This is a genomic window from Streptomyces sp. NPDC044002 (genome assembly GCF_056434525.1).
This window is the reverse complement of record NZ_JBWKEZ010000054.1, coordinates 22425-40635: the sequence shown is the minus strand read 5'-3', so window position 1 is coordinate 40635 and position 18211 is coordinate 22425. Positions and strand designations below refer to the sequence as shown.

The window sequence follows — 18211 nt, the reverse complement described above, 5'->3', positions numbered from 1 at the left end:
TTGATATACGTATCAACTTCTTGGACATCCCGAACATCGTCCTGACGCCCCTTCCTGCCGAGGAGAGCCCGATGAGCCTGTACGACATCCCGCTGACGACCCTGGACGACGAGCCCACCAGCCTGGCGGCCCACCGGGGCAAGGCCATCCTGCTGGTGAACACGGCCTCCCAGTGCGGGCTCACCCCCCAGTACTCGGGACTGGCCCGGCTGCAGTTCAAGTACGAGGCGAAGGGCTTCACCGTCATAGGTGTGCCCTGCAACCAGTTCGGCGGGCAGGAGCCGGGTACCGCGGAGGACATCCAGACCTTCTGCGCGGCCGGCTTCGGCGTGACCTTCCCGATGCTGGAGAAGTCCGAGGTGAACGGCGAGAACCGGCACCCGCTGTACCAGGAGCTGGTGAAGACCGCGGACGCCGAGGGTGAGGCGGGGGACATCCAGTGGAACTTCGAGAAGTTCCTGATCTCCCCCGCCGGCGAGGTCGTCGCGCGCTTCCGCCCGCGCACCGAGCCCGAGGCCCCCGAGGTCATCGCCGCGATCGAGGCGCAGCTGCCGGGCTGAGGCCGGCCCCGCCAGGCCCGGGCCGGCTCAGCCCAGGCCGGCGCTAGGCGCAGGCCGGCTCAGCCCAGGTCGGCCTCGTCGTACTCGCGCGCCGAGCCGGCCGCGGTGAGCTCCCTCAGCTCGACCCGGCGGATCTTGCCGGAGACGGTCTTGGGGAGCTCGGCGAACTCGATGCGCCGGATCCGCTTGTACGGGGAGAGGACCGCCCGGGAGTGCTCGAAGAGCGCCCGGGCGGTCTCCTCGCCGGGCTCCCACCCGGCGGCGAGGGTGACGTACGCCTTCGGCACCGCCAGGCGCAGCTCGTCGGGGGCGGGGACGACGGCCGCCTCGGCCACGGCCTCGTGCTCCAGGAGTGCGCTCTCCAGCTCGAAGGGGCTGATCTTGTAGTCGGAGGCCTTGAAGACGTCGTCGGCCCGGCCCACGTAGGTGAGGTAGCCGTCGGGGTCGCGGGAGGCGATGTCGCCGGTGCGGTAGAGCCCGTCGGCCATGGCCTCGGCGGTGCGCTCGGGGTCGTCGCGGTAGCCGGTCATCACCCCGGCGGGGGCGCTGCGCAGGTCCACGCACAGCTCCCCCTCGACGGGGGACTCCTTGCCCGTGACGGCGTCCAGCAGGACGATCTCGTACCCGGGCGCCGGCCGGCCCATGGACCCGGGCTTGACCTCGGCCCCGGGGAAGTTCCCGACCTGGAGGGTGGTCTCGGTCTGGCCGAAGCCGTCGCGGATGGTGATGCCCCAGGCGTCCCGGACCCGTTCGATCACCTCGGGGTTGAGCGGCTCGCCGGCGGCGACGGCCTCGCGCGGGGGCCTGCGCAGCTTGGTGAGGTCGGACTGGATCAGCATCCGCCAGACGGTGGGCGGGGCGCAGAAGGTGGTGACGCCGCCGCGGTCCATCTCGGCCATGAGGCGCTCGGCGTCGAAGCGGGTGTAGTTGTGGACGAAGACGGTCGCGCCCGCGTTCCAGGGGGCGAAGATGTTGGACCAGGCGTGCTTGGCCCAGCCGGGTGAGGCGATGTTGAGGTGGACGTCGCCGGGGCGCAGCCCGAGCCAGTACATGGTGGACAGGTGCCCGATCGGGTACGAGGCGTGCGTGTGCTCGACCAGCTTGGGGCTGGCTGTGGTGCCCGAGGTGAAGTAGAGCATCAGGGGGTCGGTGGCGAGGGTGATGCCGTCCGGGGTGAAGTTGCAGTCGGTGGCGTACATGTCCTCCAGCCGCCGCCACCCGGTGGGGACCTCCGTCCCGGCGGCGATGCGGGTGTAGGTGCCGGGGACCTCGTCGAACTTGTGGGTGTCCTCGGCGCGGGCGATGACGTGGCGTACGTGGCCGCGGTCGACCCGGTCACGCAGGTCGGCGGGGCCGAGCAGCGGGGTGGCGGGGATGACGACGGCGCGCAGCTTCATCGCGCCGAGCATCACCTCCCACAGTTCTCTCTGGTTGCCGAGCATGACGAGGATCCGGTCTCCGGCGGCGACTCCCTGGGCGCGGAGCCAGTTCGCGGCGGAGTCGGAGCGCACGCTCATCTCGCCGAAGGAGACGGAGCGGCTGGTGCCGTCCTCCTCGACGATGCGCAGGGCGTCGGCGCCGTTGCCCGTCGCGATGTGGTCGAACCAGTCGAGGGCCCAGTTGAAGCGCTCGGGGCGGGGCCAGGTGAAGCCGGCGTGGGCGGCGTCGTACTTCCCGCGGTGTTCGAGCAGGAAGTCCCGCGCGGCCTGGAAGCTTTCGGTGGCGCTGTTCTCCGTCATGAGAGGCATCGTGCCGCGCCGGGCGGGGCCTCCACCAGGGCGGCGTCAGCCGTGGATTGACCCGAAGCGCACGTCTCCGGGCGTGCCCCCCATCCCGGTGAGGAGCGCTTCGCCCTCGGCGGCGATCTCGTCCTTCCGCGCCGGTGTCTGCGTACCGAAGAGCTCGACGGTCAGCCGGGTCCGGTCGGTCGTGTCGTCGATCCGCCAGAGCCCGGCCAGGAACCCGTCGACGAGGAGGGTGCAGTGGGCCTGGTTCCCGGTCCAGCTGCGGCCCTTGGCCTCCGGTGGGATCACGCGGGAGCGGTCGGCGTGCGAGAGCAGCAGGTTGTCGAACTCGGGAAGGAAGCGGGGCGGCGCCGGCACATCGGCGTCGGGGCGGGGCGCGTCGGGGAGGTCGAAGAGCTCGACGCCGTTCTCGTCGCGGAAGGCGACCAGCCGCGGGCGCAGCCGCTCGAAGGCCTCGCGCAGCCGGGTGAGCCCGGCCCAGGTCTGCATGTCCTTGACGGAGGCGGGCCCGAAGGCACCCAGATAGCGCAGCACGACGTCGTCGATGCCGTCCCCCGCCTCTCCCCCGGCGGCCTCACCGCCCACCCAGGACTCCAGGCTCGTCAACCGCACCTGCCCGCTGCGGCCCCACACTCCGCGCGGGGTGACCTGTACGAGCGGGAGCAGGCAGCGGGCGGCGACGGCCAGCGACTGCGGGTCGGCGGAGGGCCACTCCCTCAGCAGCTCCTCGCGGATCTCCCCCATCGTGCGCGGCTCGGCCTCGACGAAGTCCCGGGCGCGCCGGGCGAGCCGCTCCAGGTCCACGCCGGCCAGCCCCTTCCGGAAGTAGTTCACCTCCCGGTCGCGGGCGCCCTGAACGAGCGGCCTCAGCCTCAGGGCGTCCCGGACGGTGTGGGTGTGGATGGTGGACCGCATGGTCACCATCCGGACGATCTTCCGCTCCTCCATCAGCCGGGCCAGCTGCTCGGGGCGGAACCCGGCGAGCCGGGCGTGCAGCTGGAAGTACGGGGGTTTCACGTTCTGCGCCTGGAGTCCGAGCAGGTGCGCGACGGCGTCCTCAGGGGACATCTCGGCGCGGCTCAGCAGCAGCTGGCGGGCGAGCGTGGCACGGTTCAGAGCGCGGGTGTCGAGCACGGGGTTCGTCCTGGAAGCCATACCGGCAACCTATCCCCGATCGCGGACACCCTCTGTCCGCAACCACCCCGCCCGGAGGCTGACCAGCGATGTCGGAACGACCGAACCGCCGCCCCTCCACCCCCTCCTCCCCTTCCCCCTCCCCTTCGAGGCGCTCGGGCTGGCTCCGCCCTCCCGGCCCCGCCGCCACTCCCCCGGCGACGGCCCCCAGCCCGGCACCCCCGGACCGCGAGAGCGTGATCGACTCCGCCGTCTACCGCGACGGCCGCCGGGTCGCCTCCCCCACCACCCTCGCGGACACCTTCCGGCTGCTGCGCGAGCAACCGGACGGCATGGCCTGGATCGGCCTCCACCGCCCCACGGAGTCCCAACTACACTCCCTGGCCGCCGAGTTCGACCTGCACCCGCTCTCGATCGAAGACGCCCTGGAGGCCCACCAGCGCCCCAAGCTGGAGCGCTACGGCGACACCCTCTTCGTGGTCCTGCGCGCGGCCCGCTACCTGGACGCCCTGGAGGAGGTCGACTTCGGCGAGCTCCACATCTTCGTCGGCCCTGACTTCCTGATCACGGTCCGCCACGGAGCCGCCCCGGACCTCACCACCGTCCGCCGCCGCATGGAGGAGACCCCGGACCTCCTCTCCCTGGGCCCGGAGGCGGTCCTGTACGCGATCCTCGACGCGGTGGTGGACGGCTACGCCCCGGTCGTGGCGGGCGTCCAGACGGACATGGACGAGATCGAGACGGAGGTCTTCCGCGGCGACCCGGAGGTCTCCCGCCGCATCTACGAACTCTCCCGCGAAATGGTCGAGTTCCAGCGCGCCACCCGCCCCCTGGTCGGCATGCTCCACGGCCTGATGGCGGGCTTCGCCAAGTACGGCACGGACGAGGAACTCCAGCGCTACCTCCGCGACGTGGCCGACCACGTGACGCACACGAGCGAACGCGTCGACGGCTTCCGCCAGGCCCTCACGGAAATCCTCACGGTGAACGCCACCCTGGTCTCCCAACAACAGAACGCGGAGATGCGCGCCTTGGCGGAGGCCGGCTTCGAACAGAACGAGGAGATCAAGAAGATCTCCTCCTGGGCCGCCATCCTGTTCGCGCCCACACTCGTGGGAACGATCTACGGCATGAACTTCGAGACCATGCCGGAGCTGAAGTGGGCGGCGGGGTACCCCTTCGCAATCCTGCTGATGGCGGTGGTTTGCATCAGCCTGTACGTCATCTTCAAGAAGCGCGACTGGTTGTAGCCCGCGCAGCAGCACCATTGATCAATTTAGCTCTTGCGAACGCAAGAAAATGTCTCTCGGGACCCCCTGGGGAGAATCCGCGGTCCGACCACGCCGAGCGCTCCCCCGCACCTTGGGGCCGACCCTCCCGCACCGCCGACCACCTGCGACGGCAGGCGGTTGCGGAGGGCAACGACAACGGGTGGCACCGCAGATGCTGTGCCACCCGTTGTCGCGACCAGGCCTGTCCTGTCTCCCCCGACGACTACAAACCGGCAGTCGTCCGACCACCTTGCCTGTGGGGCGTCGATGTCCGACCCCCTGTCTAGCCTGTCCCCGTGAATACCACCGATGACCGCCAGTTCCCCGCCGCGCTCGCCACTGCGATGGCCGTTCCATTCGACTACGCCGACGGGAAGACCGGGGTCGACTTCGAGCCCTTCTCGGCCTTCCTCTCCGCTGCCGACACCACCGACTGGTTCCAGGCATGGACCGGCAACAGCGAACTGGACGGCGACGACCTCCGCGTGTTCGGGCAGGACGGCTCGGGCGGGTACGCGGCGTTCTGGCTGATCCGCCCGAGCCAGCCCCTGGCCGAGCAGCCCATAGTCTTCCTCGGGTCCGAGGGAGAGACCGGTGTCGTCGCCCGCAACTTGGGCGACTTCCTGTGGCTACTGGCGGGCGGCTTCGGCCCCTGGGAAGCTGCCACCTCGTACGAGCCCGACTGGACCCCGCGTCCTCATCGGGAACTGACAGCCATCGCAGAAGAATTCGCACCGCACCAGCGCCGGTCGGCGACTGCCGTGATCGAACTGGCCGCCCAGGAGTTCCCCGACTTCGACGACACCATCATGGATCTCTGCCGCTGACCCCAGCGCCACACGCATACTGGGGCCGCCCAACGAGACGACGCTTGGACGAGAGCTTCGCCACCGACTCGCAGGCTCTGCGCGGCCTTGGTGTCTACGGAAATGCGGGCGCTCATTCGAACGAACGCGCCGACCCGCCACGGCCAAGCTCCGCTGTAGCCTCTGGCCATGAAGCATGGGGAAGGCGAGAACACGCTGCTTCTGGACGCCCGCACGATACTTGGTGCCGGACGGGACGCAGAGGAGGTCTTCACCGAACTGGCCGTGCGCACCGGCGATTGGGGGGCGTGTGCGTTGGCCGTGTGTCTGGCCCTGGGCGTACCCCAGACGGATGCCGAAGCCCGAATCCGTGAGGTACACCCCCTACTCGAGGAGTTCACGGCGGGAGAAGAAGACTTCGCCGCCTCGCTCCTCGTCTGCAGTCAGGTATTCGTTGTCGACCGGGTGCTGGACGATCGCGGTGAGCGGATCCGCGACCTGTTGTGGGTCGCGGCTGGCGCCCGTTGGGGCTATCCCGGCAGCCTGCTCGCCTGGTTTCGTGGCGGGGAGCTGACGAAGCTCTTCCTGTTCTTCGCGAAGACGGAGTTCCGGGGCAGGCGGGGCTCGCCCACCGACTTCTGGGCAGCCATGGTCACAGCAGGGGAACTACTGGCGGGCGAGGACGGCCCGGACCAGGACGCGGTGACCGTGGGACTGGAAAGGTGCCGCGCGCAGGCGGCCGCCCTCCGCGCGGGCTCTCAGATACCGCGGTGAGACCGGACAGGCCTTCAGGCACGTGCTCCGGCCCGCCCGCAGGAACCTCGGTCAGGTCGGCAACAACCTGAACCAGCTGACCCGCGCCGTCAACTCCGTTGGTCGACCGACCGACATCCAACTCGACGCCGTACTCGACTCGGCCCGCCGGGCCTCCGCGCACGTCAAGAACGCCACCGACCAACTGCTCGAAGACGGCTAGTGACCTGAGTCGGAGATTCAGGTCACTAGTGCCTGCCCCACCGAGGTCCCCGAGATCTACCGTCCCCGAGTGTTGTCCCCGTGCGTGCGGCCAGTCCGCGTCAATGTTCCAGGGCGACGTCGAGGTGTTCTTGCACCGGCTCGACCTCACCGGCCGGGAACTGCCAGGAGAGCCGCCCCTCGCTGACCCGACGCCGCACCATAAGCACGCGGCCTTCGTGCACCACGACGGCCGCTGCGATGGCCGGTCGGCCTTCAGCATTCTCCCGCTCCACGTGGCCCCTCCCGATCGGGCGGGCCGGCTGCCCCGAGGGGCGATACCGGCACGTTCACTGCGGCTCGGCCCCGGTCCGGAGGAGCGGGGTGAGTAGATCGACCGCCTCCTCCCAGGGGAAGCGGTCGGCGCCGCCGCCGGACTTCGGACGGTGGGGCTCGTAGCTGCCGATCAGCACGCCCATCTCCCGGAGCTCGTCGATGCTGCGCCGGTAGGCCCGGTGGGCGGCAAGCGCGGTGTTCACGTAGGGCAGTAGGACCGTGGGAATGCCCATGCCGGGGGCTTCGCAGAGGATGCCGAGCGCCAGGTTGTCGGCGAAGCCCGCGGCCCACTTGTTGACCGTGTTGAACGTGGCCGGCGCGACCGCGATGGCATCGGCCCGCGGGTAGGTCCGCGCCTCGCCGGGCGAACGCCAGGCGGACCTGACCGGGTACCCGGTCTGCTCCTCGATCGCCCGGGTGTCGAGGAACTCGAGACCTTGTGGTGTGGCGATGACGCCAACCTCCCAGCCCCGTTCCTGCGCTGTGGTGATGAGTCTGCCGACGTCGCCGGCGATCCCGGCGGCGCACACGACGACGTACAGGAAGGGCTTGGACTGCGGCTCGGTCACGCGGGGACTCCCAGTCGGCGGCTGAAGTGGTGCAGCTCCGGCAGCGTACGTCGGCGGTCCCGCGCGGCCATGTCGGCGACCAGCTCGCGGACGGCGGGACGCCGTACGTCCTGCGCGGCGCAGGTCTCGGCGATCCGCAACGCCTGGTAGCCGTCTGCCAGGCGACCCTGCTGGGCGTAGGCGCGGGCGGCCTCGATCCAGAGTGCGGCACGGCGCTCGGGGACCGGGATGTGGCGGTGCATGAGCGGGCGGGCCGCGTCGAGGGCGATGCCCGCGTCGCCGAAGGAGGCCGCCGCACTGATGCGGTGAGGGGGTGACGTTCGTCGGGCTGAAGTTGGCCCAGGCGTCCGGCCGGGACGAGAGCGATATGAGGACGCCGTCCATGTCCAGGAGCAGGCTGCTCACTGTCCCGACGTCCAGGCAGGCCATTGCATGCCGGAGATCGCCAGCGCAGTCCGGAACAGGCTTAATGACAGAGCTAGTTATTCCCAACGGGCGACCTGACACTGGCTAGGATCGAGTCAGAATACCCGTCACAGGAGGAGGAAGCGTGAGCACCGAATTGGCCAATCTGGCTGCTTCTGTGCGCAGTGTGGTCGTAATGCGGATGCTCACGGATTCCTGGAACCGTGCTCATCCGGAGCGATCTCCCCATGGTAGCGGCTCCGGCCAGAGGATCTGCGAGCACTCTTGAACGAGACCCGGAGGCCCAAGGACAGGATCGCGCATGTGAGCATCCGACAGACAGCCAGCGCTAGCAGGAGGAACGCATGCGTGTACCAGGTCAGCTGGGACCAAATCAATCGCTGACTGGTATGGCGCGGCGGAGGTGAGATCGGTGGGGCTGGAACCTGGTCGGCAAGACCGTTCGTCGCATGCCGACAACCTGTACCAGGATGGCCGGGCCAGCCAAGGCGGTGAGGTCAACCAACTGGGGCAGGGAACCCAGATCAACGGCCTCTCAGGCAAGGCTGCCATCGGAATCGTTGCGGTGTCCATGTCGATTGCGCTCGCGGCGGTCCTGGCTATCACCGAGGTGAAAATCCCGGATCCGCCTCGGACAGACTTGAGCCGGTACCCCGGCGACGGCCAGGTCGCCGGCAGAGCGGATGGGGTCAATGCAGTCTTGAGTGTGCCTCAGGAGGGAGGGCTCGACGCCTCGAAGTATCTCCCTACCGACGACGAGGAGCGAGACTACTTCAGCAAGATCGGGGAGGGCGCCGAGAAGGCTGGGTACTCATCCTTCACAGAGAGGCAACACCTCGTCCACGTGGGCGCCGACTCGTACAAGCTGTCAGTCGTAAACACCGGGAAGGCACCCATCCGGGTTGTCGACATCAAACCAGTTTCCCTCCATCGCGAGGGGCCGATCAACGAGGTCCTGTACTACCCCGTGGGGGGTGCGGGCGGCGAGGAAGGCCTGGTCGCCGACTTGGACCTCGATGATCGTCAGCCTCATCTGGCGGTAGGCAAGGCCGAATACTTCGCTGGACACTCCGTCCCGATCCCGCCAGCAGATGCCTTCGACATCTTCATCCAGGTCAAAACACAGAAGTATTACTGCACCTACTCTCTCGAGGTGCAGTACATCGATAGCGGGGGATCCCTGCGAGACCTGCTTGTTCAGCACCCGAACTGGCGCACTGGCCGCCTCGGCAGCTTCGAAGTGACGGCGCCCCTTGCAGACAACTCCAATTACCAGAGGATCTACAAGCCGAAGCTTGACGACCCGCGCGCAAGCATGCGCGAGGCAAGCTACGTGCGGGTCACCTGAACCTCAGGCCTCGCAGCACCGTCGTAGTGTCTGCCCCAGCAGAGGTGCAGGGTGCCCGGCCGCGTTCCTCGTGGGAGGCCATGCCCTCACCCGACACGATCTACGGCATGAACTTCGAAGCCACCCCCTAGATAGAGTTGGAGCATCGGATCCCCCCTTCGCAATCGACTTGATTGGGGAGGTTTGCGCAAGTTTGTGCGTCATCTCTAATCGGCGAATCCGTCTCTAAGATCGGCCATCTCCACTCAAACTCAAATGCCCGTCCCGGCCAAAAGCGGGTTCTGGGCATCGCCGAAAGGGTGGCTGACACGAAGCTGTTTCCCCGGCGGGAGGCGACCCGTTGCCTTCCGTGGACACCCATGGCACAGGCCAAGCACTGGCGGGGGTCGGCCGCACGGACGGTGCACCGAAGCCGCGGGCATGGTCGGCTGCGCTACCGGCCGCCGGTCAGTGCCCAGTGAGCTGCTGGTGGACGCACTGCCGGTATTCCCGAAAGCTGCCGGGGTCGTAGCACTGCTGCGTTTTGTTGGCGTACCAAGTCATGAAGACGGCGACCAGGATCGACACCACGATCGCGAGGAACGACGTCACCAAGCCGGTGAGGGCCATGCCCCGGCCCGTGCCGGTCCGCTTGGCCTTCGGCAGGGCGGCGGCGCCCAGGATCAGGCCGATGACACCGAGCAGGCCGCCGATGAAGACGATCGAGGTGAGCCAGCCGATGACGCCGAGCACCATGGCGGCCACGGCCAGGCCGTTCCTGTCGGAACGGGGCGAGGTCGGGTGGTGCGGCCGGGTGTCGATTTCCTGCGTGCTCATCAGTGGTCCTCTCGTCAACGGGGCAGGACACGAGCATGGGTTCGGGGGCCTGGGTGCGCATCGCGGAAAGGGGGGAGAACGTGCTCCCTCGATCGGGGGAGGCCGGCGGTGGGTCACCCGGTCATACTTGCCGTCGTGATCAGGGCAATCCGGCCGTTTCTGCGCGGCTCCACGTATTCGGGCATGCTGTTCGCCTATGGCGGCGCGCTGGCGAGCCTTCCGCTGCTGCCTTTCGCCCTGCTGCCGGCGCTGGCGTGGCACCCCGCCCCGCAGGGAGCGCGGGTCGCTCTGGCCCTCCTGGTCTGGGCGGCGCTGGTCGGTGCGGCGGGGCTGGCCCGCGGCACGCGGCGGGCGCTGATCGTGTCCGCCCGGCGGCTGCTGGGGGTGAGGTTGCCGGATCCCGCGGCGGCTGCCCGGTCAGCGGGTCGGACGTCTTCGGTGCCGGTCTTCGTCGTGCCGTCCGGCTCCGACCGCTGGCGGACTCCGGTCTGGCTGCTCCTGCACGTGGCGCTGGGGTGGGCGGGTGGTCTGGTCAGCGGCGCGCTGCTGTTCGCGGGCCTGGCCCTGCCCGGGGGTTGGACCGGTGTCTGGGCGGGGCTGGATCTGCCCGGCCGGATGGTGCGGGTGAACGGCGGCTGGTCCAGCTGGGTGCTCGCCCTCGGATGCGTGCTGCTGGCGGCGGTGGTGTGCGTGGTGGTGACGAACGTCCTGCGGTCGCTGGCGCCGCGGCTGTTGGGGCCGTCGTCGGCCGAGCGGCTCGCGCTGGCGGCCGAGCGGGAGCAGGTACTGGCCGAACGGAACCGGCTGGCCCACGAGTTGCACGACTCGATCGGGCACACGCTGACGGCGGCCACGATCCAGGCAGCGGTGGCGGGCGAGCTGCTCTCCGCCGACCCGGTGGCGGCGCGGGCCGCCCTGCGCAGCATCGAGGAGTCGGCCCGGGCCGCACTGGAGGACCTGGACTACGTGCTGGGCGTGCTGCGCGAGGAGAAGGCGGGGACGGCGCCGACCCGGACCCTGGCCGACCTGCCCGAGCTGCTGGACAGGGTGCGGCACGCGGGGGCGGTGGTGGAGCCGGAGGTTTCGGGCGAGCCTGCGCAGGTGCAGGGGACGCTGTCCCGGGCGGCGTACCGGATCCTGCAGGAGGGGCTGACGAACGCGCTGCGGCACGGGGCCGGCGGTCCGATCAGGGTCCGGGTGGCGGCGACGCCGGACGGACTGGAGCTCGGTGTGGTCAACCGGACCGGGACGGGTACGGGTACGGGTACGGGTGCCGGTACGGGTGCCTTCCCGACGTCCGGCCACGGCCTGCGCGGGCTGGCCGAGCGGGTGCGGTTGCTGCACGGTGAGATCGAGGCGGGCCCGGACGGGCCGCAGCACTGGCGGCTGGCGGTCCGGCTGCCGGTACGGTTGTCGGCGTGATCGGCGTGATAGGCATGAACGGCTCTGAGGCGGGCGCGGCCGGCGGGCCCTCCGCCACCCCCGTCACCCTCCTGATCGCGGACGACGACGAGGTGACCCGCAGCGGTCTGCGCATGCTGCTCGCGGCACAGCCGGGGATCGCGGTGGTCGGCGAGGCGGCCGACGGCGTCGAGGCGGTCGAGCAGGCACGGCTGCTGCGGCCGGACGTGGTCCTCATGGACGTGCGGATGCCGCGCCGCAACGGGATCGAGGCCACCCGGCAGCTGCTGGCCGACTCGGCCGCACCGCCGAAGGTCGTGGTGATCACCACCTTCGAGAACGACGACTACGTCACCGCCGCGCTCAGCGCGGGGGCCAGCGGGTTCGTGCTCAAGCGGCTTCCGGTCCGGCAGATCGCGGAGGCGGTGCGGGTGGTGGCGGCCGGGGAGGCGATCCTCTTCCCGGCGGCTCTGCGCCGGATGGTCGCCGCCCGCCCGCTGGGCTCCGCCGAGGCGCTGCCGAACGCGGCGCTGACGGGGCGCGAGGAGGAGGTGCTGCGGCTGATGGCCACCGGCCTGTCCAACCCGGAGATCGCCGGGTCCCTCACGGTGAGCCTGGAGACGGTGAAGACGCACGTCGGGAACGTGCTGACCAAGCTCGGGGCCCAGAACCGGACCCACGCGGTGGTGATCGCGTACGAGTCCGGACTGGTGGCTCCTGGGTTCGCCGGTCAGTAGTCGCCCAGTTTCAGCCAGGGATCGATGCCGAGTTCCTCGGCCTCCTCGTCCATCCGCTTCGTGTTGAGGCGGACGGTCAGCATCGCCGCGGCGGAGGTGGCCTCCGGAACGCGGTTGATGATCGCCGCGCGTGACGTCGCCACCGCCTCGGCCCAGGACTGCGCGGCGTCCGCGAACTCCTGGGTTTCGGACGGGGCGCGGGAGGCGTACTTCTTGAGGTTCTCCGCTTCGAGCTGCGCCACGAGTCGGACGCTCTCGACCTCGGTCCTCGCGTCCCGGGCGGCGACCGCCTTGGTCTCCAGTTTCATCTCGCCCTGGATGCGGTCCACCGACTTCCGGACGTCGGCGATGGACTTCTCGGCCTCTGCGCTGGTTCCGCACCCGGCCAGCATCGATACCAGACCGAGCACCGCTGTGGCGGCGATGCGTGATGACCTCATTGTTCTGCTCCCCCCCTGATGTCTGGTCATGATCGCAGGTGGTCATGGTGCGTTGACGGAGAGGATCACCGGCCCGCCCTCCATGTCGACCCGCGTCGTCCAGCCCGGCGGGAGGTGGAGGGAGCGGTGGGGGGACAGGCGGGTGGGGAAGCGGTGGTGCCAGAGGGGGTGGCCGTCCTGGTGGGCGTGGATCAGGGGGGTCGTGAGGGGGGTGGTGGAGCGGAGGAGCAGGGGGCGGGTGGTGGGGCCCGTGAGGTGGTTCGGGGTGAGGCGGGCGAGGGGTGGGTGGGGCAGGAGGCGGGGGCCGGGGGTGGGCCAGGGGGTGCCGGTGAGGTGGGCCAGGACGGCGGGTGCCGCGGCGGCGCCCTCGGCTGCGGCCGTGGCGGCGGGTTCGATGCCGTGGAGGGCGTTGCCGACGGCGAAGACCCCCGGGGTGGTGGTGCGGAAGGAGGGGTCCACGGAGGGGCCCCGGGTGCCCGGGTCCAGGGTGATGCCGCCGCGGCGGGCCAGTTCGTGGTCGGGGATCCAGTCGCCGGTGAAGATTATCGTGTCGCAGGCGATGACTCCCGACCGGCCGTCCTGGTGGCGTACGGCGACGCCCGTGAGGCGGCCCCGGCCGTGGAGGGCGGTCACCGTGGTGCGGGTGAGGAGGGGGACTCCCGGGAGGGCGGCGCCGCGCGGGTGTTCCGTGAGCATCGCCGCGACCCGCGTGCCCGCGCGGTGGAGGGCGCGGGCCGCGTGGCGGGCCACCGGTTCGGCGCCGACCAGTACCGCGCGGTGGCCGAGGGGGTGGGCGTACGGGTGGAGCGACTGCTGGAGCTCGCCGGTGGTGAGGACGCCCGCGGGGCGGGTTCCCGGGACCAGGCGGGCGCTGCGGGGGCGTTCCCGGGCGCCGGTGGCGAGGACGACGGCCCGGGCGGTGATCCGTTCCAGCCCGGCGGGGCTCGTGGTCTCCAGGGTCAGTGGTCCCGCCCAGCCGGTGGCGGTGACGCCGGTGCGGAGGGCCGCTCCGGCGTCCAGGGCCGCGGCGACCGCGCGGCGCGCGTAGCGGGGGCCCTGCAGCCAGGGCAGCGGGGGGTTGCCGAAGCCGCCGTGGTGGCAGTGGCGGGGTACGCCGCCGGGCTCCTCATCGCGTTCCAGGACCTCGACCCGGCCGGCGCCCGCGCGGGCGGCGCGGGCGGCGAGGGCGAGTCCGGCGGGGCCCGCCCCGACGACCAGTACGTCGACCGTACGGTCCGTGCGGTCCGTGCGGTCCGTGCGGTCAGGCATGGGGGGCCTTCCGGTCGAACAGGGCGCGGACCGCGGCCCCGCAGTGGAAGCCCTGGCAGCGGCCGGCCCGGGCGCGGGTGCGCCTGCGCAGGCCGTCGAGCGAGCCGGGCGGGACGGTCGAGGCGAGGGCGTCGCGGATCTCCCCGCGGGTCACGCGCTCGCAGTGGCAGACGATCCGGCCGTACTCGGGGTCCGCCGCGATCAGCTCGGCGTCGCGGTAGGGGCGGGGGAACGCCTCGCCCAGGTTCGGCATCCGGACCGGTTCGAGGTCCCGGGGGCCGGTCACGGGCAGGCCGCCGTCCGCGAGGAGGTCCACGACGTGGGAGGCGATCGCCATGGAGGCCGTCAGGCCGGTGGAGCGGATGCCGCCGACGGTGACGTACCGCTGGGCGGGGTGGGCGCGGATCGCGTAGTCCTCGGATCCGGTGGCGGCCCGCAGGCCCGCGTACACGGCGGTGACCTCCTCGTCGATGAGGGCGGGCAGGATCCGCCGGCCCTTGTCCCGCAGCAGGGCGAGGCCTTCGGCGGTCGACCCGGTGGCCGTCTTGTCGTCGAGGTCCTCGGCGGTCGGGCCCAGCATGACCTTGCCGTGCACGGTCGGCGTCACCAGGACCCCCTTTCCGAGTGCGCCCGGCACCGGCAGCAGGATGTGGCGTACGAGGTCCCGTGCCAGCCCGTCGAAGACGATCAGCTGGCCGCGCCGGGGCGTCACGGTGAAGTCGGCGTGGCCGAGCAGCCGGTCGATCTCGTCGGCGTACAGGCCGGCCGCGTTGACCAGGTGCCGGGTGCGCAGCGGCCCCCGCCCGGTGGTCAGCACGTGTGGATCCCCGGAAGTGATGTGCTGGACCGGGCAGTTGAGGTGCAGGTCGACTCCCGCGCGGACGGCCTGCGTGGCGTACGCGAGGGTCGTCGTCCAGGGGCAGATGACGGATTCGCCGGGTACGCCGAGGGCGCCGAGCACCCCGGGGCCGAGGTGCGGCTCGCGGGCCCGGACCTCCTCGGCGGGGATGACGCGGGCGTCGCGGTAGCCGTTGCGCTCCGCCTTGGCGGCGAGTGCGGGGAGGGCGGCGAGCTGTTCCGCGTCCCAGGCCACGAGGAGCGCCCCGAGCGGCTCGACGGGGATGCCGTTCTCGGCGGCGTACGCGGCGAGCCGCCGGCTGCCCTCGCGGACCAGCCGGGACTCCAGGGTGCCGGGGACGGCGTCGAAGCCGGTGTGCAGGATGGCGGTGTTGGCCTTGGAGGTGCCGTCGCCGACGTCGTCGGAGGCGTCGAGCAGGGCGATCCGTAGCGGGAGCCGGGCCAGTTCGCGGGCGATGGCCGAGCCGACCACGCCGGCGCCGATGACGGTGACGTCGTACGCGCCGCCGGGCAGGGCGCCGCGGGTGGTGACGCTCACGCGGGGCCGTCGAGCAGGGCGGCGACCGCGGTGCGGAACCGGGCGCGGCGTTCGGCGGCTTCGTCGGCGCCGGCCCTGGGTTCGTAGACGGCGGACGGCTTCCACTCCGGGACGGCCTCGCGGACGGTGAGGGAGGTGTCGAGGCCGAGGCGGGCGACCGCGCCGACGCCGAGGGCGGTGGCGTCGGGCAGTGCCGACACCTCCACGGGGATCCGGAGCAGGTCGGCCTGGGCCTGCATGAGCAGGGCGGAGCGGGTGAGGCCGCCGTCGACGCGGAGGGCGGTGAGCGGGGTGCCGAGGTCGGCGGCGGCCGCGTCGGCGAGTTCGGCGACCTGGGCGGCGATGCCGTCGCACAGGGCGTGCACCAGGTGCCCGGCGGTGGTGCCGAGGCCGAGGCCGGTGACGGAGCCCCGCAGGTCGCCCCGCCACCAGGGGGCGGCGAGCCCGGCGAGGGCGGGGACGAAGGTGACGCCGCCGGAGTCGGGGACGCCCGCGCCGACGGTGTCGAGGTCCTCGGCGCCGGAGATCACGCCGAGATCGGTGAGCCAGCGCACGGCGGAGGCGGCCGTGTACACCTGGCCGTCGAGGCAGTAGCTGGTCCGGCCGCCGATCCGCCAGGCCACGCAGCCGACGAGTCCGGTGGAGCTGCGGCGCGGGCGGGGTCCGGTCTGGGCGAGGAGGAACGCGCCGGTGCCGTAGGTGCACTTGGCGGTGCCGGGGGCGGTGACGCTCTGGGCGAGCAGGGCGGCCTGCTGGTCGACGAGCAGCCCGGTCAGCGGCAGTTCGGGGCCGAAGGCGGTGGTGGTGCCGACGCGGGTGTCCGCGTCGACGACCTCCGGCAGCGGCTCCCCGTCGAGGCCGAAGGCTGCGAGGGCCTCCTGGGACCAGCCGACGGTGTCGAGGTCGAGCAGCTGGGTGCGGCCGGCGGTGGCGGCGTCGGTGGCGAACGCGCCGGTGAGGCGGTGCACCAGCCAGGCGTCGCTGGTCGTGACGACGCCCCGCCGGGTGAGGTGGCGGCGTATCCAGGCCATCTTGGGCGCGGCGAAGTAGGGGTCGAGCGGCAGGCCGGTGCGCTCGCGCAGCATTTCGGCGTGCGGGGCCAGTTCGGTGCACAGGCCGGCGGCGCGCCGGTCCTGCCAGACGATCGCGTCGGTGAGCGGCTCGCCGTTCGCCGGGTCCCAGGCGAGTACGGTCTCGCCCTGGTTGGCCAGGCCCACGGCCGCCACCGGCTCGCCGGCCGCGGCCAGCGCGGCCCGCCCGGCGTCGACGACGGAGTCCAGCAGCTCGGCCGGGTCCACCTCCACGCGGCCGTCCGGGAGGTGGCGGGGGCGTACGGGGGCGGAGGCCGAGCCGATGATCCCGCGGTCGGGGCACAGGACGAGGGCCTTGGTTCCCGAGGTGCCTTGGTCCACTGCGAGCACCGGGCCCGTCATCACCACTCCGTTCCGTCCGCGTGCCGGCGGTTCGTCGGTGCGCCGATGCGCCGATGCGCCGATGCGCCGATGCGCCGGTCGGAAGCCTCCACCAGTGCGGGACGCCCGTCAAGATCCTTCCGAGCCTCCCCCGTTGCGACTGACGGATAATCACATCCATTGAGTGGCTTGAAACTTGCGTTCGAAAAAGTTTCCGGGTGAGATCCGCCTCACCCGCTCTATAGTGATCGCCGATCAACGGGCGGTAACGGGGCCGCCCGTGGCTCAACTGCGGGGGTCCGCCGAACAGTTCGCGCATGGTTCACGCATCCCTGGGGCTGGCCCGACCCCGCCGGTGCGGTGATCGGACGCCAGACGGACCGACCCGTCCCTCCATGCGATCCGAGGACCGATGACCACGATGACCGCAGTACGAGCCGGTTCCGGCCGCACGTCGCCCGGGAACGGGTGATGGCCGGCAGCGAATTCCGGCCCGTCTACCACCCCGCCGGCCTCGACAACGACCTGCGCACCGCCGTACAGGACCTGCGCACCGGCCGCTGGCTGTCGATGGCGCGGCTGCTGGAGCGCACGGACGGCTGGGGGCTGTGGACCCAGCGCACCCAGGTGCTCGCCGCCGTCGCGGCCGGCTCCGACGTGGTCCAGGCCTGGCGGAGCGAGCAGCCCACCAGCATGGCGGCGACCGTGATGCACACCCGGGTCGCCGTGGAACGCGCCGTCCGCGCCCACCGCGCGGGGCATCCCCGTACGCACGAACTGTGGCAGGAGGCCTGGCAGTCCTGCCGGACCACCGCCGGGCTCAGCCCCTCCGACCCCGTGCCCTGGGTCTGCCTGCTCGCCCTGGCCCTCCTCGACGAGGACCGCCGGATGGACGAGCACCGGATGCCGCCGCCCGGCCCGATGCTGCCCCCCGGGCCGTGGGGCATCCTCGCGCAGGCCGACGAGCGGGACCCGCACAACCGTGAGGCGTACCACCGGATGCTCCAGTTCGTGCACGCGGGCGCGCCCGGGCCGCGTCCCCGCTCCGAGGCCGTCAACTTCGCCCGCTGGGCCGTCGCCGGGGCCCCGCCCGGGTCCGCGGTGCACCTCCTGCCGCTCTACGTCCACGTCGAGCGCTACCGCCGCGAGGGCGGACAGGAACGCGCCCTCGACCTGCACTGGGTCGCGGAGGACGCCATCCGCGACGCCGTCCACGCCCTGGACGCCTGGTTCCCGTACGCCGACCCGGCGCAGGCCTCCCCGCTCGACCTGAACCACCTCGCGCACGCCCTGTGGGGAGCGCACCGGTTCGAGGCGGCGGCGCGGGTCTTCGACGCGATGGGCGGGTACTGGACCACCCTGCCCTGGGCCCAGCGGACCCGCGACCCCGCCGATCCGGCGCTCGCCGAGGAGGTGTTCCTGCGCGCCAGGTCCCGCAGCCTGGCCGGCCGGGACTGACCTCCCTCGCCGCCGCTCTCCCCCGCCCCCACCCCCGCTCCACTCCGCTCCGTCTCCCCCGTCCCCCGCTCCAACCCCCCTCGGAGGTACCCCCGTGTCGCGCACCACGCCGGCAGCCCGCCCGGACCACAAG

Annotated in this window: 17 protein-coding genes and 2 pseudogenes; 9 read left to right on the top strand and 10 right to left on the bottom strand. The window is 71.6% G+C overall.

What is annotated here, in order from left to right; all coding sequences use genetic code 11:
- Positions 1-71: 71 nt before the first annotated feature.
- On the top strand, positions 72-560 hold the full coding sequence (locus AC07A6_RS31075; RefSeq protein ID WP_362467757.1) for a glutathione peroxidase: 489 nt from the start codon (positions 72-74) through the stop codon (positions 558-560).
- Between the two features lie 59 nt (positions 561-619).
- Here AC07A6_RS31075 and AC07A6_RS31070 read toward each other — a convergent pair whose 3' ends face one another.
- Complete coding sequence (locus tag AC07A6_RS31070) at positions 620-2299, bottom strand: AMP-binding protein (RefSeq protein WP_478779356.1); 1680 nt, start codon at positions 2297-2299, stop codon at positions 620-622.
- Between the two features lie 45 nt (positions 2300-2344).
- A complete protein-coding gene (locus AC07A6_RS31065) occupies positions 2345-3460 on the bottom strand; it encodes a winged helix DNA-binding domain-containing protein (protein WP_478779355.1) in 1116 nt (371 codons plus the stop codon).
- A 68-nt stretch (positions 3461-3528) separates the two neighbouring features.
- Between AC07A6_RS31065 and AC07A6_RS31060 the strand changes: the two genes are divergently transcribed.
- The 4 genes from AC07A6_RS31060 (at position 3529) to mobC (ending at position 6492) form a co-directional block, all read left to right on the top strand.
- A complete protein-coding gene (locus tag AC07A6_RS31060; RefSeq protein WP_362467751.1) occupies positions 3529-4689 on the top strand; it encodes a magnesium and cobalt transport protein CorA in 1161 nt (386 codons plus the stop codon).
- Between the two features lie 365 nt (positions 4690-5054).
- The gene (locus AC07A6_RS31055) at positions 5055-5537 is read left to right on the top strand and encodes an SMI1/KNR4 family protein (RefSeq protein ID WP_478779366.1); all 483 of its coding nucleotides are present in this window, start codon (positions 5055-5057) and stop codon (positions 5535-5537) included.
- Positions 5538-5705: 168 nt separating this feature from the next.
- The gene (locus AC07A6_RS31050; protein WP_362467747.1) at positions 5706-6290 is read left to right on the top strand and encodes a hypothetical protein; all 585 of its coding nucleotides are present in this window, start codon (positions 5706-5708) and stop codon (positions 6288-6290) included.
- Positions 6291-6312: 22 nt separating this feature from the next.
- Entirely contained in the window at positions 6313-6492 is a 180-nt protein-coding gene (gene mobC, locus AC07A6_RS31045) for a plasmid mobilization relaxosome protein MobC (RefSeq protein WP_362467745.1), read from the top strand.
- A 127-nt stretch (positions 6493-6619) separates the two neighbouring features.
- Here the strand turns inward: mobC and AC07A6_RS31040 are convergent.
- The 3 genes and pseudogenes from AC07A6_RS31040 to AC07A6_RS31030 form a co-directional block, all read right to left on the bottom strand.
- Positions 6620-6766 (bottom strand): annotated as a pseudogene (locus AC07A6_RS31040) (NUDIX hydrolase); the annotation flags it as partial.
- A gap of 54 nt (positions 6767-6820) precedes the next feature.
- The gene (locus AC07A6_RS31035) at positions 6821-7375 is read right to left on the bottom strand and encodes a flavoprotein (RefSeq protein ID WP_478779354.1); all 555 of its coding nucleotides are present in this window, start codon (positions 7373-7375) and stop codon (positions 6821-6823) included.
- Positions 7372-7729: pseudogene (locus AC07A6_RS31030) on the bottom strand (helix-turn-helix domain-containing protein); the annotation flags it as partial. The pseudogene AC07A6_RS31030 and the gene AC07A6_RS31035, both read right to left, overlap by 4 nt.
- 484 nt (positions 7730-8213) lie before the next feature.
- Between AC07A6_RS31030 and AC07A6_RS31025 the strand changes: the two are divergent.
- Entirely contained in the window at positions 8214-9149 is a 936-nt protein-coding gene (locus tag AC07A6_RS31025; protein WP_478779353.1) for a hypothetical protein, read from the top strand.
- A gap of 447 nt (positions 9150-9596) precedes the next feature.
- On the opposite strand, the gene AC07A6_RS31020 is transcribed toward AC07A6_RS31025, so the two are convergent.
- The gene (locus tag AC07A6_RS31020) at positions 9597-9965 is read right to left on the bottom strand and encodes a DUF4190 domain-containing protein (RefSeq protein WP_478779352.1); all 369 of its coding nucleotides are present in this window, start codon (positions 9963-9965) and stop codon (positions 9597-9599) included.
- A gap of 135 nt (positions 9966-10100) precedes the next feature.
- On the opposite strand from AC07A6_RS31020, the gene AC07A6_RS31015 reads away from it, so the two are divergent.
- Both AC07A6_RS31015 and AC07A6_RS31010 read left to right on the top strand, forming a co-directional pair.
- Positions 10101-11387 carry a sensor histidine kinase gene (locus tag AC07A6_RS31015; protein WP_478779351.1) on the top strand — a complete coding sequence of 429 codons (1287 nt, stop codon included), beginning with the start codon at positions 10101-10103 and terminating at the stop codon, positions 11385-11387.
- 14 nt (positions 11388-11401) lie between these two features.
- A complete protein-coding gene (locus AC07A6_RS31010) occupies positions 11402-12103 on the top strand; it encodes a response regulator transcription factor (protein WP_478779365.1) in 702 nt (233 codons plus the stop codon).
- Here AC07A6_RS31010 and AC07A6_RS31005 read toward each other — a convergent pair.
- Genes AC07A6_RS31005 through AC07A6_RS30990 form a run of 4 tightly spaced genes read right to left on the bottom strand, consistent with a single transcriptional unit; the run spans position 12097 to position 16641 of the window.
- Positions 12097-12543, bottom strand: coding sequence for a hypothetical protein (locus AC07A6_RS31005; RefSeq protein ID WP_478779350.1), 447 nt, complete (start codon positions 12541-12543; stop codon positions 12097-12099). The two genes, AC07A6_RS31010 and AC07A6_RS31005, sit on opposite strands and share 7 nt — an antisense overlap.
- Positions 12544-12585: 42 nt before the next feature.
- Positions 12586-13812 carry an NAD(P)/FAD-dependent oxidoreductase gene (locus AC07A6_RS31000; protein WP_478779349.1) on the bottom strand — a complete coding sequence of 409 codons (1227 nt, stop codon included), beginning with the start codon at positions 13810-13812 and terminating at the stop codon, positions 12586-12588.
- Positions 13805-15208, bottom strand: a complete 1404-nt coding sequence (locus tag AC07A6_RS30995) for an FAD-dependent oxidoreductase (protein ID WP_478779348.1) — start codon at positions 15206-15208, stop codon at positions 13805-13807. The genes AC07A6_RS31000 and AC07A6_RS30995 overlap by 8 nt, the downstream gene beginning before the upstream one ends.
- Entirely contained in the window at positions 15205-16641 is a 1437-nt protein-coding gene (locus tag AC07A6_RS30990; protein ID WP_478779347.1) for an FGGY family carbohydrate kinase, read from the bottom strand. The genes AC07A6_RS30995 and AC07A6_RS30990 overlap by 4 nt, the downstream gene beginning before the upstream one ends.
- A 450-nt stretch (positions 16642-17091) precedes the next feature.
- Here AC07A6_RS30990 and AC07A6_RS30985 point away from each other — a divergent pair, with 450 nt between their 5' ends.
- A complete protein-coding gene (locus AC07A6_RS30985) occupies positions 17092-18078 on the top strand; it encodes a hypothetical protein (RefSeq protein ID WP_478779346.1) in 987 nt (328 codons plus the stop codon).
- Positions 18079-18211 lie beyond the last annotated feature (133 nt).